Below are 14,817 nucleotides of genomic sequence, written 5' to 3' on the forward strand. Positions count from 1 at the left end.
CGCGCCCGGCCCATCACCCGTCACCCGTCACCCGTCGAATGTGAACAGCGCGCGGGGGCGCCGGTTGCCGGAACAGGCGGCCTGACCGAGCGGGGGAAGCGGAGCGGGTGGGCCCCGCGGCGGACCGGCGGCCGGTCATCCCGGGCCGAGGTCCAGCAGCGCCAGCGCCGAGGCGACGTCGGGTACCGCGCTCACGCCATCCGGGAGGGGCGGACGACGTACGACGACCACGGGGAGGCCGAGGTCGCGGGCCGCGGTCAGTTTGGCCGCCGTCGCGGCCCCGCCGCTGTCCTTGGTCACCAGCACATCGATGCGATGCCCGAGCAGCAGACTCCTCTCCCCGTCCACTGTGAAGGGGCCGCGCGCGAGCAGCACTTCGGTGTCCGCGGGCAGCGGCGGCTCGGGGGCGTCCACCGACCGTACGAGGAAGTGGAGCCGGGCGAGATCCGCGAAGGCCGCGAGCCCGAGCCGGCCCGTGGTGAGGAAGACCCGGCGGCCCAGGTCGGGCAGCAGCGCGGCGGCTTCGGCGAGGGAGTCCACCGGGTGCCAGCGGTCGCCGGTGCCGGACTGCCAGCCGGGGCGGCGCAGCACCACGGCGGGAGTCCCCGTGACCGCAGCGGCCCGTGCCGCGTTCGCCGTGATACCGGAGGCGAAGGGGTGCGTCGCGTCGACGACGGCGTCGACCCGGTGGTGGCGCAGCCACTCCGCGAGCCCGTCCGCCCCGCCGAACCCCCCGATCCGTACCTCCCCTTCGAGCGCTCCCGGCCGGGACACCCGGCCCGCAAGCGACGTGGTCACCCGCACGCCGGGGCGCGCGGCCAGCTCCGCGGCGAGTTCGCGGGCCTCGGTGGTACCACCGAGAAGGAGGAAGTGCCGGGACATGGACCGAGCCTACGGGGTGGGGAACGGGCACCGGGAAGGGCTGCGCGCATGCCCGGCCGAACGCCGGCCCGCCCGCCTGTGCTCACGGCCGCCGTTGCGCGTGCCCACCGGTGCACGCCCACCGCGGCCGAGGAGGTCCGGACTCAGCGCAGCAGCAACTGCGCTCCGCCCAGCGCCGTCGCCGCGATCACCAGGCGCTCGAAGAGCAACTGGTTGATGTGCTTGACCGCCCATTTCCCGAGGAACGCCCCCGGCACGACGAAGACGGCCAGGACCGCGTCCAGGAGCAGCGACCGGCCGTCGATGAGGCCGAGGCCCGCGCTGAAGGGCAGCTTGGCGACGTTGACGATGAGGAAGAAGAAGGCGGAGGTGCCGAGGAAACCGAGCTTGCGGAAGCCCGTCGACAGGAGATACATCGACATGACCGGGCCGCCCGCGTTGGCGACCATCGTGGTGAAGCCGCCGAGCACACCGTACGAACGTGCCTTGACCCGGCCCGCGCGGGTCGCGACCGCGTCGGGTTCGTCGTCCTGGACCGCGGCCCGGCGGCGCCACACCGTGATCCCGGTCATCAGCAGCAGGATCGCGCCGATCGAGGTCCGTACGACCCCGTCGTCGGCCCACACCAGGAAGACCGTGCCGAGGGCGACGCCGGCGGCGACCGCCGGGAACAGGCGCCACAGTGTGGGCCAGTGGGCGTGGCGCCGGTAGGTGGCGACGGCCAGCACGTCGCCGACGATCAGGAGGGGCAGCAGGACGCCGGTCGAGGCGCGGGCGGGCAGTACGGCGGCGAAGACCGCCAGGCTGACCGTGTTGGCGCCGCTCACGGCGGTCTTGGAGAAGCCGACGAGCAGAGAGGCGGCGGCGAGCGCGGCGAACTCCCCCGGGGATATGTTCCAGAGCGTCATCGTGTTCATGCGGGGGCCGATGCTATGCCCACGCAACTCTTCCGGGTGAGGAGGGTCCGGCGGGGACACGCGGTCACACGGTGTACCGGGTGCGCAGCTCCCTCTTGAGGACCTTCATGCTCGGGCCGAGCGGCATGGCGTCGGTGAACTCCACGCGCCGCGGGTACTTGTGACGGCCCAGGTGCTCCTTGGACCAGTCGGTGATCTCGGCCGCGTCCGCCGTGGAGTCCCCGGCGCGTACGACGACCGCGCACACCTCCTCGCCGTGCAGCTCGTCCGGCAGTCCGATGACCGCGACCTGGGCGACCGCGGGGTGGCGCATCAGCACTTCCTCGACCTCGCGGGGGTACACGTTGTAGCCGCCGCGGATGATGATGTCCTTCTTCCGGTCGACGATAGAGAGGAAACCCTCGTCGTCCTTGGTGCCCAGGTCACCGGTGCGGAACCAGCCGTCGACCACGGCCTCCGCGGTCGCCTCGGGGCGGCCCAGATAGCCGGAGAAGACGTTGTGGCCGCGGATGACCACCTCGCCCAGTTCACCCGGCGGCAGCAGTTCGACGCGTTCCTCGACGTCCGCCCGCGCGATCTCCACGTCCACGCCCCAGAGCGGGTGACCGATGGTGCCCGCGCGGGTGCCGAAGTGGGGCTGGTTGACCGTCGCGCTCGGCGAGGTCTCCGACAGGCCGTACCCCTCGTAGATCCGCGTGCCGAACGCCGCCTCGAACCGCTCCAGGACCGCGACGGGGAGCGAGGCGCCGCCGGAGATGCACAGGCGCAGCTCCGGGAGAGCCCCGGCCCCGGCAGCCGCGGCGGCCAGGGCGACGTACATCGTCGGGACGCCGTGGAAGGTGTTCACCCCTTCCTTCACCATCACCTCGATCGCCCGTGCCGCGTCGAAGCGCGGCAGCAGGACGAGGGTGGCGCCCGCGCGCCAGGTGGAGTTGAGGGAGACGGTCTGGCCGAAGGCGTGGAACAGCGGCAGCGCGCCGAGCGCGATGTCGTCGGGGCGGACGTCGTTGGCGTCGAAGGCGTTGACGGTCGCGTTCATCACCAGGTTGAAGTGGCTGAGGACGGCGCCCTTCGGGATGCCGGTGGTTCCGCTGGTGTAGAAGATGACGGCCGGATCGTCCGCGTCCCGGGTGACGTACGACGGGAGGGGTTCGGCCTCCGTCGCGAGCTGCTCGAACTCGGTTCCCAGCGTCACGGTCCGGACGCCGAGGGACCGCGCGACCTCGGCGCCCGTCGCGGCCTGTGCCGGGTGGCAGAGCAGGAGGCCCGCTCCGCTGTCCTTGAGCACGTGCTCGATCTCGGACGCCGACAGGAGCAGGTGCACGGGGACGACCACACCGCCGGCAGCCGTGATCGCGTAGTAGGCGTGCGGGAACTCCGCCGTGTTGGGCGCCATCAGGGCCACCCGGTCCCCGGGCCGCACGCCGAGCCCGACGAGTGCACCGGCCTGGGCGAGGGCGCCCTGCCACACCTCGGCGAAGGTGAGACGCAGGTCTCCCTCGACGAGTGCCGTCTTGGCGGGACGGCGCCGGGCGTTCTCGGCGAGGATCGCGGCGAGGGACAGGGTGGCCATGGAGGAGGGATCCGTTTCTTGCTGGTGCGGTCGGGCCGGAACGGGCGGGCGGGGCGGGCGGACGCGCGTGACGGCGTACGGCGTCGGCGTACGGCGGCCCTTGGCGCCCCCGCGTCCGCGGCCGGCCTCGGTGTCAGTGAGTCAGCGAGTCAGTCGGTGGTCAGCGGGTCAGTGGCGTTCGACCAGGACCGCGCTGCCCTGTCCGACGCCGACGCACATCGTGGCCAGGCCGCGCTCGGCGCCGGTGCGGCGCATGCGGTGCAGCAGGGTGGTGAGGATGCGGGCGCCGGAGGCGCCGAGCGGGTGGCCCAGTGCGATGGCGCCACCCGTCGGGTTGACGAGGTCGGGGTCGATGCCGAGGCGGTCGACGCAGGCGAGGGCCTGGGCGGCGAACGCCTCGTTGAACTCGGCCTCCTGGATGTCGCCGACGGTCCAGCCGACGCGACCGAGCACCTTGCGCGTGGCGGGCACGGGGCCGATGCCCATCACGTCCGGGTCGACACCGGCCGAGGCTCCGGCGACGTAGCGGCCGAGGGACTCCAGGTGGAGTTCGTTCAGGACCTCCTCGCTGACGAGCAGCACACCCGCCGCGCCGTCGTTCATCGGCGAGGCGTTGCCCGCGGTGACCGTGCCGCCGGCCCGGAACACCGGCTTGAGGCGGGCCAGTTTGTCGAGCGAGGTGTCCTCGCGAACGCATTCGTCGCTGTCGACGATCACACCGTCGAGGCGCTCCACGGGGAGCAGTTCGGCGTCGAAGTACCCGTTCTTGCGGGCGTCGGCCGCCCGCCGGTGGCTGCGGAGCGCGAACGCGTCCTGCCGCTCGCGCGAGACGCCGTACCGCTCGGCGACCTCCTCGGCGGTCTCCCCCATCGACAAAACACCGTGCAGTTCCTTCATCGCCGGGTTGACCAGCCGCCAGCCGAGCCGGGTGTCGACGGTCTCGATGCGGTGCGGCAGCGCCTCGTCCGGGCGGGGCAGGACGAAGGGGGCCCGGCTCATCGACTCCGAGCCGCCGGCGAGCACGATGTCGGCCTCGCCGGAGGCGATGGCGCGGGCCGCCGTCGTGATGGCTTCGAGGCCGGAGGCGCAGAGCCGGTTGACGGTGGCGCCGGGCACGCTGTCGGGCAGTCCGGCGAGCAGCGCGGCCATCCGCGCGACATTGCGGTTGTCCTCGCCCGCCTGGTTCGCGGCGCCCCAGTAGACGTCGTCGACCCGGGCCGGGTCGAGCGTGGGCACCTCGGCGACGAGGCCGCGGATGACGCCCGCGGCGAGGTCGTCGGGCCGCACGGGGGACAGGGCCCCGCGCAGTCTGCCGATGGGCGTGCGGCGGGCGGCCGCGAAGTGGACGGGACGCACGACAGGACTCCTGACGGACACCGGACATTGACGAGCACTGCCGCTAATGAGCATCGCCATTAATTAGCACTGCTAGTTTTTGACTATAACCCCGGTCCGGCCCCTTGGGAAGATCCCCTCCCCCCGGCCGATATCCGCCCATCCGTACGGCCCCGAGACGGGCCCGGGAGCGGACCCGGAGCGGACCCAGGACACGATCCGCCGAAGCGGCGCCGGTGACAACCGTTCCCCGTCCGCCACGGTCGCCCGGGTGGCCGGGGATCGACGGCCCCGAGGCCCGCCCCGTGCCTGGATGGCACACTGCTGGTGCCACTCCGCCGAACCAGGGCTGACGGGGTGAACAGGCCCGGCGGAACAGGGAGTTGTCGTATGGCGGAGACGGAGCCCGGCGCGAACCGGATCGACACCACCAGGCCGCATCCGGCACGGGTGTACGACTGGTATCTGGGCGGCAAGGACAACTATCCCGTCGACGAGCGGCTCGGGCAGCAGATCACCGCACGTGATCCCGGTGCCAAGCGGGCCGCGCGCAGCAACCGCTGGTTCATGCAGCGGGCCACCCGCCATCTGGCCGGCACGGCGGGAATCCGCCAGTTCCTCGACATCGGCACCGGCATTCCCACCGAGCCCAACCTCCACCAGATCGCGCAGAACAGCGCGCCGGACACACGGGTGGTGTACGTCGACAACGACCCGATCGTCCTCGCCCACGCCGAGGCGCTGCTGCGCGGCACCCCGGGGGGACGGACGGAGTACGTCCAGGCCGATGTGCGCGAGCCGGAGAAGATCCTCGACGAGGCCGCGCGGGTGCTCGACCTCGGCCGTCCCGTGGGCCTGTCGCTGATCGCGCTGATGCACTTCATCGCCGACGACAGCGGCGCCTACGAACTGGTGGAGACCCTCGTCGACGCGCTGGCGCCGGGCAGTTCCCTGTCGCTGTCCGCGATGACCGCCGACTTCGAGCCGGAGGAGGTGCGGCTGGGCATCGCGGCGTACGCGCGCGGCGGTGTCACCCTGGTGAGCCGCTCGCACGCCGAAGTGGGGCGCTTCTTCAAGGGACTTGACCTGGTGGAGCCGGGCGTCGTCTCCGTGAAGGACTGGCGTCCCGAACTCGCGGAGGGCGAGACCCCGATCGGCGACGAGCCGGTGTCCTTGTACGGCGGAGTCGGCTTCAAGCGCTAGCCGGGGCCGGGCCGATCGCCCCCGCGGCCTCCCGAACGGCTCACGGAGATCGACGAGGCCTTCGACCGCCTTCCGTACAGGTGCTCGACCGTGGGCACGGCCCGTCGGGCATCATGGCTTCGTCGGGCGGCTAGTTAGGGGTACACGAATGGACCGGAACGCGCACCTGCCGGAGGAACCCTCGGCACCGCGGTTCCGGCTGGACGCCCTGCTGGAGGACCTGCAGGAGCAGGTACAACGCGTGCGCGGCACCCAGAACAGGGTGCACACCCTCCTCGAAGCGGTTCTCGCGATCGGCAGCGACCTGGATCTGGACGTGGTCCTGCGGCAGATCGTGGAGTCGGCGGTACAGCTCGTCGACTGCCGCTACGGGGCGCTCGGCGTCCTCGGCGACGAGGGCGGCATCAAGCAGTTCATCACCGTGGGCATCGACGACGAGACCATCGCCGGCATCGGTCACTATCCCCGGGGAGAGGGCATCCTCGGCCTGCTCATCCGGGAGCCGCGCGCGCTGCGGCTCCCCGTTCTGAGCGACCACCCGGACTCCGTCGGCTTCCCGCCCGGCCACCCCCCGATGACCACGTTCCTCGGCACCCCCGTGCAGGTCCGCGACAAGATCTTCGGCAATCTGTACCTCACGGAGAAGAACGGCGGGACCGAGTTCGACGCCGATGACGAGGCCGTGCTGCGCACGCTCGGCGCGGCGGCCGGTGTGGCCATCGACAACGCCCGGCTCTACGACGACGCCCGGCGCCGTGAGCGCTGGCTGGCGGCGAGCAGCGAGCTGACCCGCACGCTGCTCTCGGGCGCCGATCCGACCGACGTCCTGCACACGTTCACGGTGACGGTCAGGGAACTGTCCGACGCCGATCTGGTGACCCTGGCAGTGCCGCTGCCCGGCACCTCGGACCTGGTCATCGAGTCCGCCGAGGGGCGCGACGCCGACCAGGTACGGGGGCTGACGCTGCCCCAGGGCACGAGTCTGGCGGCCAAGGTGTTCACCTCCGGCGAGCGCATCGTCAGCACCTCGCTCAGCGAGGACCCGCGCACCGGCACGGGCAGCGCCTCGGTTCTCGACCTCGGCCCGGCGTTCGTGATCCCGCTCGGTACCCAGGAGCGGGTGCGCGGGGTCCTCCAGGTCGCGAACCGGCAGGGCGGCACCGTGTTCCCGGACGCCACCGTCGACATGATCGCCGGGTTCGCCGGGCACGCCGCGCTCGCCCTGGAGATCGCCGAGCACCGCCGCGACGCGGAACAGCTCCTCGTCCTCAACGACCGTGACCGCATCGCGCGCGACCTGCACGACCTGGCCATCCAGCGGCTCTTCGCCGGGGGGCTCAGTCTGCAGTCGGTGCTCAACCGTCTCACCGACCGGCCCGACGTGGCCGAACGCGTCCAGCGGGTGGTGGACGATCTCGACGACACGATCAAGGTCGTACGCTCCACGATCTACGCCCTGCGGGAGAGCGACCGGGCGGGCGCCACCGGTCTGCGCGCCCGGCTCGTCACCGAGGTGGGCCGTGCCGCCGAGACACTCGGCTTCGCCCCCGCCCTGCGCATGAGCGGTCTGCTGGACACCGACGTGTCCGACGAGCAGCGCGAACACGTGGTCGCGGTGCTGCGCGAGGCCCTGTCCAACACCGCGCGGCACGCGGACGCCACCGCCGTGGAGGTCACGGCCGAGGCCACCGCCACCACGCTGCGGCTGCGGGTGGCGGACAACGGCCGGGGCATCGGCCCCGGCATCACCCGCCGCAGCGGTCTCGGCAACATAGGCACCCGCGCGGAGCAGTTGGGCGGCGACTGCGCCCTCACGCCCAACAAGCCGAGCGGCACCGTCCTGGAATGGACCGTGCCACTGCACCACGCCGCCCCGGCCTGACCCTCGGCACCCGGCCGAACCCCGGAGCCCGTACAGCCCCTGGGCCCCGTCCGGGCCGCTGCGGCACGACTCCGCGCCCGTCCGGCGGCCACGACCGCGGAGAGGTCCCCAGGCACGGGGCGGCGCGGTCCGGGTCGGTCCGGGTCGGGTCGGTCCGGGTCGGGTCGGTCCGGGTCGGGTCGGTCCGGGTCGGGGCGGTCCGGGTCGGGTCGTGGGGCCGGTCGGGGCGGGCGGTCCGGGGCGGGGCGAGTCGGTCCGGGGCGGGGCGAGTCGGTCCGGTCAGGTCCGGTCGGGGCGGTCCGGGGCGGGTCGAGTCGAGTCGGGGCGAGTCGGGTCGGGTCGGGTCGGGTCGGGGCGAGTCGGGGCGGTCCGGGGCGGGTCGAGTCGGGGCGAGTCGGTCCGGTCGGGGCGGTCCGGGGCGGGTCGAGTCGGGTCGGGGCGAGTCGGGTCGGGTCGGGTCGGGTCGGGGCGAGTCGGTCCGGGTCGCGGGTCGTGTTCAGTGCTGGTCGGCCGGCGTGGGGCTGTCGTCGATGAAGCCGCCCGACTGGTGGCGCCACAGCTTGGCGTACGCGCCGTCCGACGCGAGCAACTCCTGGTGCGTGCCCTGTTCGACGATCTTTCCGCGGTCGAGGACGACGAGCCGGTCCATGGTGGCGACCGTGCTCAGCCGGTGCGCCACCACCAGCGCCGTGCGCCTCTCCATGAGCCGCCACAGCGCCTCCTGGACGAGGATCTCGCTCTCGGAGTCCAGGGCGCTGGTCGCCTCGTCGAGCAGCAGGATCGGCGCGTCGCGCAGGATCGCGCGGGCCAGGGCGACCCGCTGGCGCTGGCCGCCGGACAGCTTGATGCCGCGCTCTCCGACCATGGTGTCGAAACCCTCCGGCAGCGCGTCGGCGAACTCCGTGACGTGCGCCGCCTCGGCCGCGCGGCGGATCTCCGCCTCGGTGGCGTCCGGACGGGCGAAGACGATGTTGTCCCGCAGCGTGCGGTGGAACATCGCCGGGTCCTGCGGCACATAGGCGATCTGGCCGCGCAGGTCGGCCTGGCGCAGCTTGCTGATGTCCTGGCCGCCGATCAGGATGCGGCCGTCGTCGATGTCCGTCATCCGCAGCAGCAGCCGGGTGAGCGTGGTCTTGCCCCCTCCGGACCGGCCGACCAGACCGATCTTCGCCCCGCTGGGCACGGCCAGTTCGAGCCCGGTGAAGAGCGGCTTCGCCCCGCCGTGGGTGAAGGTCACCCCTTCGAAGCGGACATCGGCGGCCCGGGACAGCAAGGGCTCCGGGGCGACCGGGTCGAGCACGGTCGGCGGTGTCATCAGCAGCTCGGTGAACTGGGCGGCCTCCGTCATCGAACTCTCCAGACGACGGTAGATCTGGTTGAACTCGAACATGATCCGGGTCGCGTTGGCGTAGTAGGTGAAGGCGACGACGACCGCCTCAACGCCGTGCCCTCCCCCGCCGAGCGTGATCGCGAGGAGCAGGCCGAGCGCGTTGGTCAGGACGGACATCGGAGCGACGAACGTGTCGATGCGCAGGTTGCCGTAGTCCCAGGACCGCAGGGTGAGCCGCCGCGACACCGCGACGCGGGACCGGTGCTCGGCCGCCTCGCGCTCCTCGGCGGCGAAGGCCCGGACGGTGTCCATGTTCATCAGGCTGTCGGCGACATGGCCCGAGACCCGGGCGATCGCCTCCTCACGCTGGTCGACGAGTGCCTGGCGGCGCCGGATGAGCGGCACCACGCACAACCCCGTCACGGCGATCATCACCAGGAGTCCGACGACGAGCAGCGGCTCGTAGCGCCACAGCACCACCGACCCGAACACGAGCGGTACGAGGCTGCCCACGACCTGGAAGGTCATCGTGTCGACGAACTCCTCGAAGCGGGAGGCGAAACTCAGCACCCGCTTGGTCAGCGAACCGGCGAAGTTGTCGTGGAAGAACGAGGCGTCCTTGGCGAACAGTTCGTCCATGCCGATCACGTACAACTGCTCGATGCCGAGGGCGTCCAGCCGGTTCAGACAGTGCAGGCCGAGGCGCCAGAGCGCCTCGGCGAGCAGCAGGACACCGCCGAAGGCGAGAACGTAGGGCAGCGCGGCGCCGAGGGAGACACCGCTGCCGTCGTCCGCGATGCGGCCGACGAGCTTGGCGACGATCAGCGGCGCGATGTAGCTGATGCCGATGTTGCCCAGCGCCGGCATCAGCATGGCGGGCGCCGTCAGCCACCGGAGCCGACGCAACTCCCGTCCGTAGTAACGAAGGGCGAGGAGCACCGAACCCCTGCCCGGTAAGGCCTTGCGCGCTTCAGGAGATGCCATCCCAACCCTGTGTCGTCGTAGGCGGCCCGCCACTCCCTCCGCGGTTCACGAAGACGCCGATGTACGGATATGGGCAGGCCAGGAGTTGCAGTCTCCCGTGACGGCGGCCACCCGGTCCAAGCGTTTTTCTCGGCCATCGGGGCTTCTCGGACACGCGTCCGGGCCACGGCCCCGACCCGGGTCGGGGCCGTGGCCCGAGCCGGGTCGGACGGTGGCCGGGTACGACGCCCCACGTGATCGCCTACCGCGTCATGCCGGATGATCCCGCTCTCCCCCGAAAAGCCGCGCACGCCTTTGACGAAGCCCCTCACGCCGGGGCGGAATGAGTTCGCCGGCCGGGTGGTCGTTCGAGGCCGGTGGTGACCCGGCTGCCGCCCTCCGGACCTGCCGGCGGGGCGGGTCAGAGTTGCGGAGACGGGCCGATCAGGTCGAGGCGGAACGCGTTGGCCCCGGCCTGAAACCGGCTTTCGGCGTTGAGCGCGAGGAGGATCGCGGCGATGTGCCGTCGACAGGTGCGCAGGGAGACGCCGGTACGGCGGGCGATCGACTCGTCCTTGGCGCCGGCCGCCAGCAGTTGCAGGATCCGCAGCTTCAGCGGGTCGTCGGCCAGGTTGTCCGGGTCCGTCGAGGAGTCGTCGACGGGTTCCCCGGCCCCGACGGCCCGCACGGGCGGCATGGACCGCGTGGACCGCTCGGCGGGCACCGCGGTGGACCAGGCGGCCTCGAAGAGGAGCCGGGCGAGCCGGACGGCGGCCGGTTCGCGGAGGACCGCGACTGCCGGTTCGCCTCCCGGTAAAGCCTGTGGCACCAAGGCGATCCGATCGTCGACCAGCAGGATCTCCTGCGGGAGACCGGGGCTGCTCCGCACCTCGGTCTCCCCGGTTCTCGGGTGGGCCTCCAGCAGCCGCCCGGCGCGGGCCGCGTCGGACACCGAGTCCAGCAGGGCCCGCACCCGCACCTCGCCGGACAACCCGTCCAGCCCCCGGCCGAACAGCGGCGCGAGCGCGGACGGCCGTCGGCCGCCGGACCGCAGCCAGTCCACCCCGGACCGGCAGTCGGTGGCCAGTGAGCGGAGCAGCGCCGAGAGCGCTTCGGTGCCCACGGCGCGCTCGGTGACCGGTCCGTCGAAGGCGGCGGAGACCTGCTTCTGCATCATGAGCAGGGAATCCAGCCGGCCCCCCGCCAGGTCGAGCACCGACCGCCAGTAGCTGCTCTCGCTGGCGAGCACGGCGTGGAGTCCCGAGGCTGCCGCTTCGGCCGCGGCCGGCCACCGGGCGGCCGACCGAACGGCCGACGGGGTGACGGCGGGCGCGGATCCCAGCGGGGCGCATCCGGGAGATGCGTGGCCAAGAGGTGTGGGTCCGTGGGGCGTGGGGCATCGGCAGGTGCTGGGAGCGAACGCAGTTGCTGCCATGTCCGCCGCTGCCGCGCGGATACGCGTCAAGACTGCTCCTGGAGGAGGGATGAACGAGGCCCGCAGTCCCCGTTCTTGTGGTGGTGGGGGGCGACGTCGCCGAATCTATGGGCGAGGGGATTCGCCGGGCATCCGCAGAACTACCTAACTCATATACGTACTGATGATCAGTCACCTAAGGTGAGCCCTGGTCGGGCACGGTCCCGACCGCCGGGGGAGCTCTGCTGGACCGGCGCTGGTGCAAGGTGGGGCGGGGCGGGGCCTGTGGACGTACCGGACGTTCGCTCGGGGCGGCCGGCCGGGCTGGTCGGCCGGCATGTCGAAGTCGCACGACTGGAACGCGCGGTCGGGCAACTGCTGAGCGGCCTCGGGGGAATCCTGGAGATCACCGGGGAGCCGGGGATCGGCAAGACCCGGCTGCTCCGGGAACTGTCCGCCGACGCCCGTTCGCGTGGCGTCCAGGTCCTGGAGGGCCGGGCGACCGAAGCCGAGACCGGGCTCGGGTTCGGGATCTACCAGGACGCGCTGGGCGACCGGTTCCGTGCCGAGGCAGCGGGACCGCTGCTGCCACCCGGTCTGGCCGACTCGCTCCAGCCACTGCTGGGCGACGGCCCCGCGAACGAGCTCTGGTCGGATCAGCCCGCACCCGTCGGCGCCGAGCGGGCGCGGACGCACCAGCGGGTGCGCTCGCTCCTCGGCCGGTGGGCCGAGCAGGCACCGACCCTGCTGATCCTGGACGACGCCCACTGGGCCGACCCGGGATCGATCGAGCTCACCGACCATCTGATCCACCATCGGGTGCGCGGGCCACTGCTGCTGGTGATCACCCACCGTCCCCGGCAGACGCCGCTGCGGCTGCTCGACGTCCTCGGCCGGGCCGACCAGAGCGGCCCGGCCGAGCGGGTCGAGGTCGGACCGCTGTCCGCCGCCGAGTCCGCCGCCCTCGCCCGCCTGACGGGCGGCACCGGGCAGGCCGACGGCCGGTCGCACTGCTGGGACGAGATGCACCGGGAGAGTGGTGGCAACCCGCTCCTCCTGCTCGCCCTCGCCGACCTGGCGGGGGACGACGGAGCGGTCGGCGTCCGATCGCCGGGCACCGGCGGCCGGACACTCGGCCAACCGGCGGCGGTGCTGCTCGGCGAGCTCGCCCTGGTGCCCGACGACGGCCGGTTACTCACCGCCGCTGCCGCCGTGCTCGGCGAACGCTTCCTGGTCGAGGCACTGGCGGAGGTCGCCGAACTCTCCACGGAGCGGGCCCACCACGCGGCCACCACGCTGACCCGGCGCGACATCCTGCGCCCGGTCCCCGGCACGCCCGAGCTGACGTTCCGCCACCCGGTCCTGCGCAGGCTGGTCCACCAGCACGCCGACCCGGTCTGGCGGGTCGGTGCACACCGCCGCGCGCTCGCCCGGCTGACCCGGGGCAGTGCCCCCGCCGTGGAGCGGGCCCGGCACGCCGAACGGTGCCTCGTCGACGCCGACCCGCAGGCCGTCCAGATCCTGGAGGAGGCCGCCGAGGCCGCGCTGCGGACCGCCCCGGGCGACGCCGCACGCTGGCTGGGCGTCGCTCTGCGGGCCATCCCCGACGCCCCCGCCGAACGCGACCGCCGGCTCCGGCTGGAGCTCGCGCGCACCCTCGCCCTGGCCACCTCGGGGCAGTTGTCGGAGAGCCGCGACCTGCTGCACGAGGTGCTGGCCCGGGTCCCGACCGACCACCTGGACCGGCGGATCGAGACCGCGATGCTGTGCGCCCGCACGGAACGCATGCTCGGCCACTACTCCGAGGCCGAGGCCCTGCTGCGCGACGAGTTGCCCAGGATCGAGGGCTGGTCCTCGCCCCAGGCGGTCGCGCTGATGACCGAGTACGGCACGGTGGCCCTGCTCACCGGAGGCTTCGCGGACGCCGACCCGTTCGTCGAACGGGCGGTGCGGATGGCCCGCGACCTCGGCGACCCGCCGGCCGAGGCGGCGGCCCTCGCCGCACGCGGACTCGGCAGCATCTGCCTCGGCCGGGTCGACCAGGCCCGCCGGGAGCTGGCCGCGGGCGCCGCGCTGGCCGACCGGCTCTCCGACGCCGACCTCGCCCGGCAGCCGGAGGCACTCGGCCAGCTCGGCTGGGGCGAGCTGTTCGCCGAGCGGTACGCCGACGCGGCCCGCCACCACGACCGGGCTCTGCGCCTGACCCGCCGGAACGGCCAGGACCACGTGGTGCCGCACCTGCTGCTCGGCATCGGCTTCCGGCAGCTCTGGACAGGCGAGCTGCGGCAGGCCGAGCGGACCGCCGAGGGGGCCGAGGAGGTCGCCCGGCAACTCGGCATCCGTGAGCTCAGGGGCCTGGCGATGGCCCTCCGTGCGGCAGCGACGGGCTCGAACGCCCGACCCGCCGACGGAGCGGCCCTGGCACTCACCGAGGAGGCCGTCCGGTCCGCCCCGAGCGCGGGCTTGTGGAGCCGGAGCACGGTGGCCGTCCACGCACAGGCGCTGCTGGCGGCCGGTCAGGCCGCCCGCTGCGCCCGAGTCCTGCTGGACGCCGGGGGCGGCCCCGAGCTGCCGCTCACCCAGGTGATCTTCCGTCCGCTCTGGTACGCCCTGCTGTCGGCCGCCGCGCTGGCCACCGGCGACGTCGCGGAGGCCGACACCTGGGCAGTGCTCGCGGACACCGTGGCCAACAGCCTCGGACTCCGCGGCCAGCAGGGCTTCGCCCGGCGGGCCGGAGGTCTGGTGGCCGCCGCCCGGGGCGAGCCCACCCGCGCCGTGGAGGGCCTCGCGGCGGCGGCCGAGTGGTTCCAGGAAGCCGGGTTCGCCGTCCAGCGTGCGCTGACCCTGGCCCTCGGCGCCCCGATCGCGGCCGCCGCCGGAGACCGCCACCGAGCCGACGCCTGGCTGGACGAGGCCGACCGGCTGGCCGCCGAGACCGGCGCCGGCTCGATCGCCGGGCAGGCCGCAGCCGTCCGCCGGGGCCTGGCCGCACGGTCCGGGACGGCCGGGCAGGCCCCGCCGGACACCGCTCCCCGCCTGGCCCTGCTCACCACACGGGAACGGCAGATCACCGCGCTCGCGGTCGAGGGCACCCGGACCCGGGAGATCGCCGACCGCCTGTTCCTCAGCCCGCGCACCGTCGACGCCCACCTCGCGAAGATCTACCGCAAACTCGGCGTGACCTCCCGGACAGCGCTCGGCGCCCTGCTGGCCGCCGAGGGCGGTCGGCAGGCGCTCGGCCTTGACCGGCCCTAGGGCGTGTTTCGAAAGTAGCGTCGTCCGCCCGGAGGGCGGGGCTCGCGGCGTCTGGTGCGGTGC

At 73.2% G+C, this 14,817-nt stretch carries 9 protein-coding genes; 3 read left to right on the forward strand and 6 right to left on the reverse strand.

The window, feature by feature from the left end:
* Positions 1–135: 135 nt before the first annotated feature.
* The 4 genes from OHT01_RS06835 to OHT01_RS06850 form a co-directional block, all read right to left on the reverse strand.
* The gene (locus tag OHT01_RS06835) at positions 136–882 is read right to left on the reverse strand and encodes a cobalt-precorrin-6A reductase (RefSeq protein ID WP_328552220.1); all 747 of its coding nucleotides are present in this window, start codon (positions 880–882) and stop codon (positions 136–138) included.
* A 143-nt stretch (positions 883–1,025) separates the two neighbouring features.
* Entirely contained in the window at positions 1,026–1,799 is a 774-nt protein-coding gene (locus OHT01_RS06840) for a sulfite exporter TauE/SafE family protein (RefSeq protein WP_328552221.1), read from the reverse strand.
* A gap of 64 nt (positions 1,800–1,863) precedes the next feature.
* On the reverse strand, positions 1,864–3,372 hold the full coding sequence (locus OHT01_RS06845) for a long-chain-fatty-acid--CoA ligase (RefSeq protein WP_328552222.1): 1,509 nt from the start codon (positions 3,370–3,372) through the stop codon (positions 1,864–1,866).
* Between the two features lie 168 nt (positions 3,373–3,540).
* Complete coding sequence (locus tag OHT01_RS06850; RefSeq protein ID WP_328552223.1) at positions 3,541–4,728, reverse strand: thiolase family protein; 1,188 nt, start codon at positions 4,726–4,728, stop codon at positions 3,541–3,543.
* Between the two features lie 369 nt (positions 4,729–5,097).
* Between OHT01_RS06850 and OHT01_RS06855 the strand changes: the two genes are divergently transcribed.
* Together OHT01_RS06855 and OHT01_RS06860 are read left to right on the forward strand one after the other, a co-directional pair.
* Positions 5,098–5,910, forward strand: a complete 813-nt coding sequence (locus OHT01_RS06855) for an SAM-dependent methyltransferase (protein WP_328552224.1) — start codon at positions 5,098–5,100, stop codon at positions 5,908–5,910.
* Positions 5,911–6,058: 148 nt separating this feature from the next.
* Positions 6,059–7,792, forward strand: a complete 1,734-nt coding sequence (locus OHT01_RS06860; protein ID WP_328552225.1) for a GAF domain-containing sensor histidine kinase — start codon at positions 6,059–6,061, stop codon at positions 7,790–7,792.
* A 496-nt stretch (positions 7,793–8,288) separates the two neighbouring features.
* Here the strand turns inward: OHT01_RS06860 and OHT01_RS06865 are convergent, their stop codons facing one another.
* Both OHT01_RS06865 and OHT01_RS06870 read right to left on the reverse strand, forming a co-directional pair.
* Positions 8,289–10,106, reverse strand: coding sequence for an ABC transporter ATP-binding protein (locus OHT01_RS06865; RefSeq protein ID WP_328552226.1), 1,818 nt, complete (start codon positions 10,104–10,106; stop codon positions 8,289–8,291).
* Between the two features lie 400 nt (positions 10,107–10,506).
* The gene (locus OHT01_RS06870; protein WP_328552227.1) at positions 10,507–11,334 is read right to left on the reverse strand and encodes a helix-turn-helix transcriptional regulator; all 828 of its coding nucleotides are present in this window, start codon (positions 11,332–11,334) and stop codon (positions 10,507–10,509) included.
* Positions 11,335–11,784: 450 nt separating this feature from the next.
* Between OHT01_RS06870 and OHT01_RS06875 the strand changes: the two genes are divergently transcribed.
* The gene (locus OHT01_RS06875; RefSeq protein WP_328552228.1) at positions 11,785–14,754 is read left to right on the forward strand and encodes a helix-turn-helix transcriptional regulator; all 2,970 of its coding nucleotides are present in this window, start codon (positions 11,785–11,787) and stop codon (positions 14,752–14,754) included.
* The last annotated feature ends 63 nt before the right edge of the window (positions 14,755–14,817 follow it).

The organism is Streptomyces sp. NBC_00358, from assembly GCF_036099295.1.
Classification (GTDB): domain Bacteria; phylum Actinomycetota; class Actinomycetes; order Streptomycetales; family Streptomycetaceae; genus Streptomyces.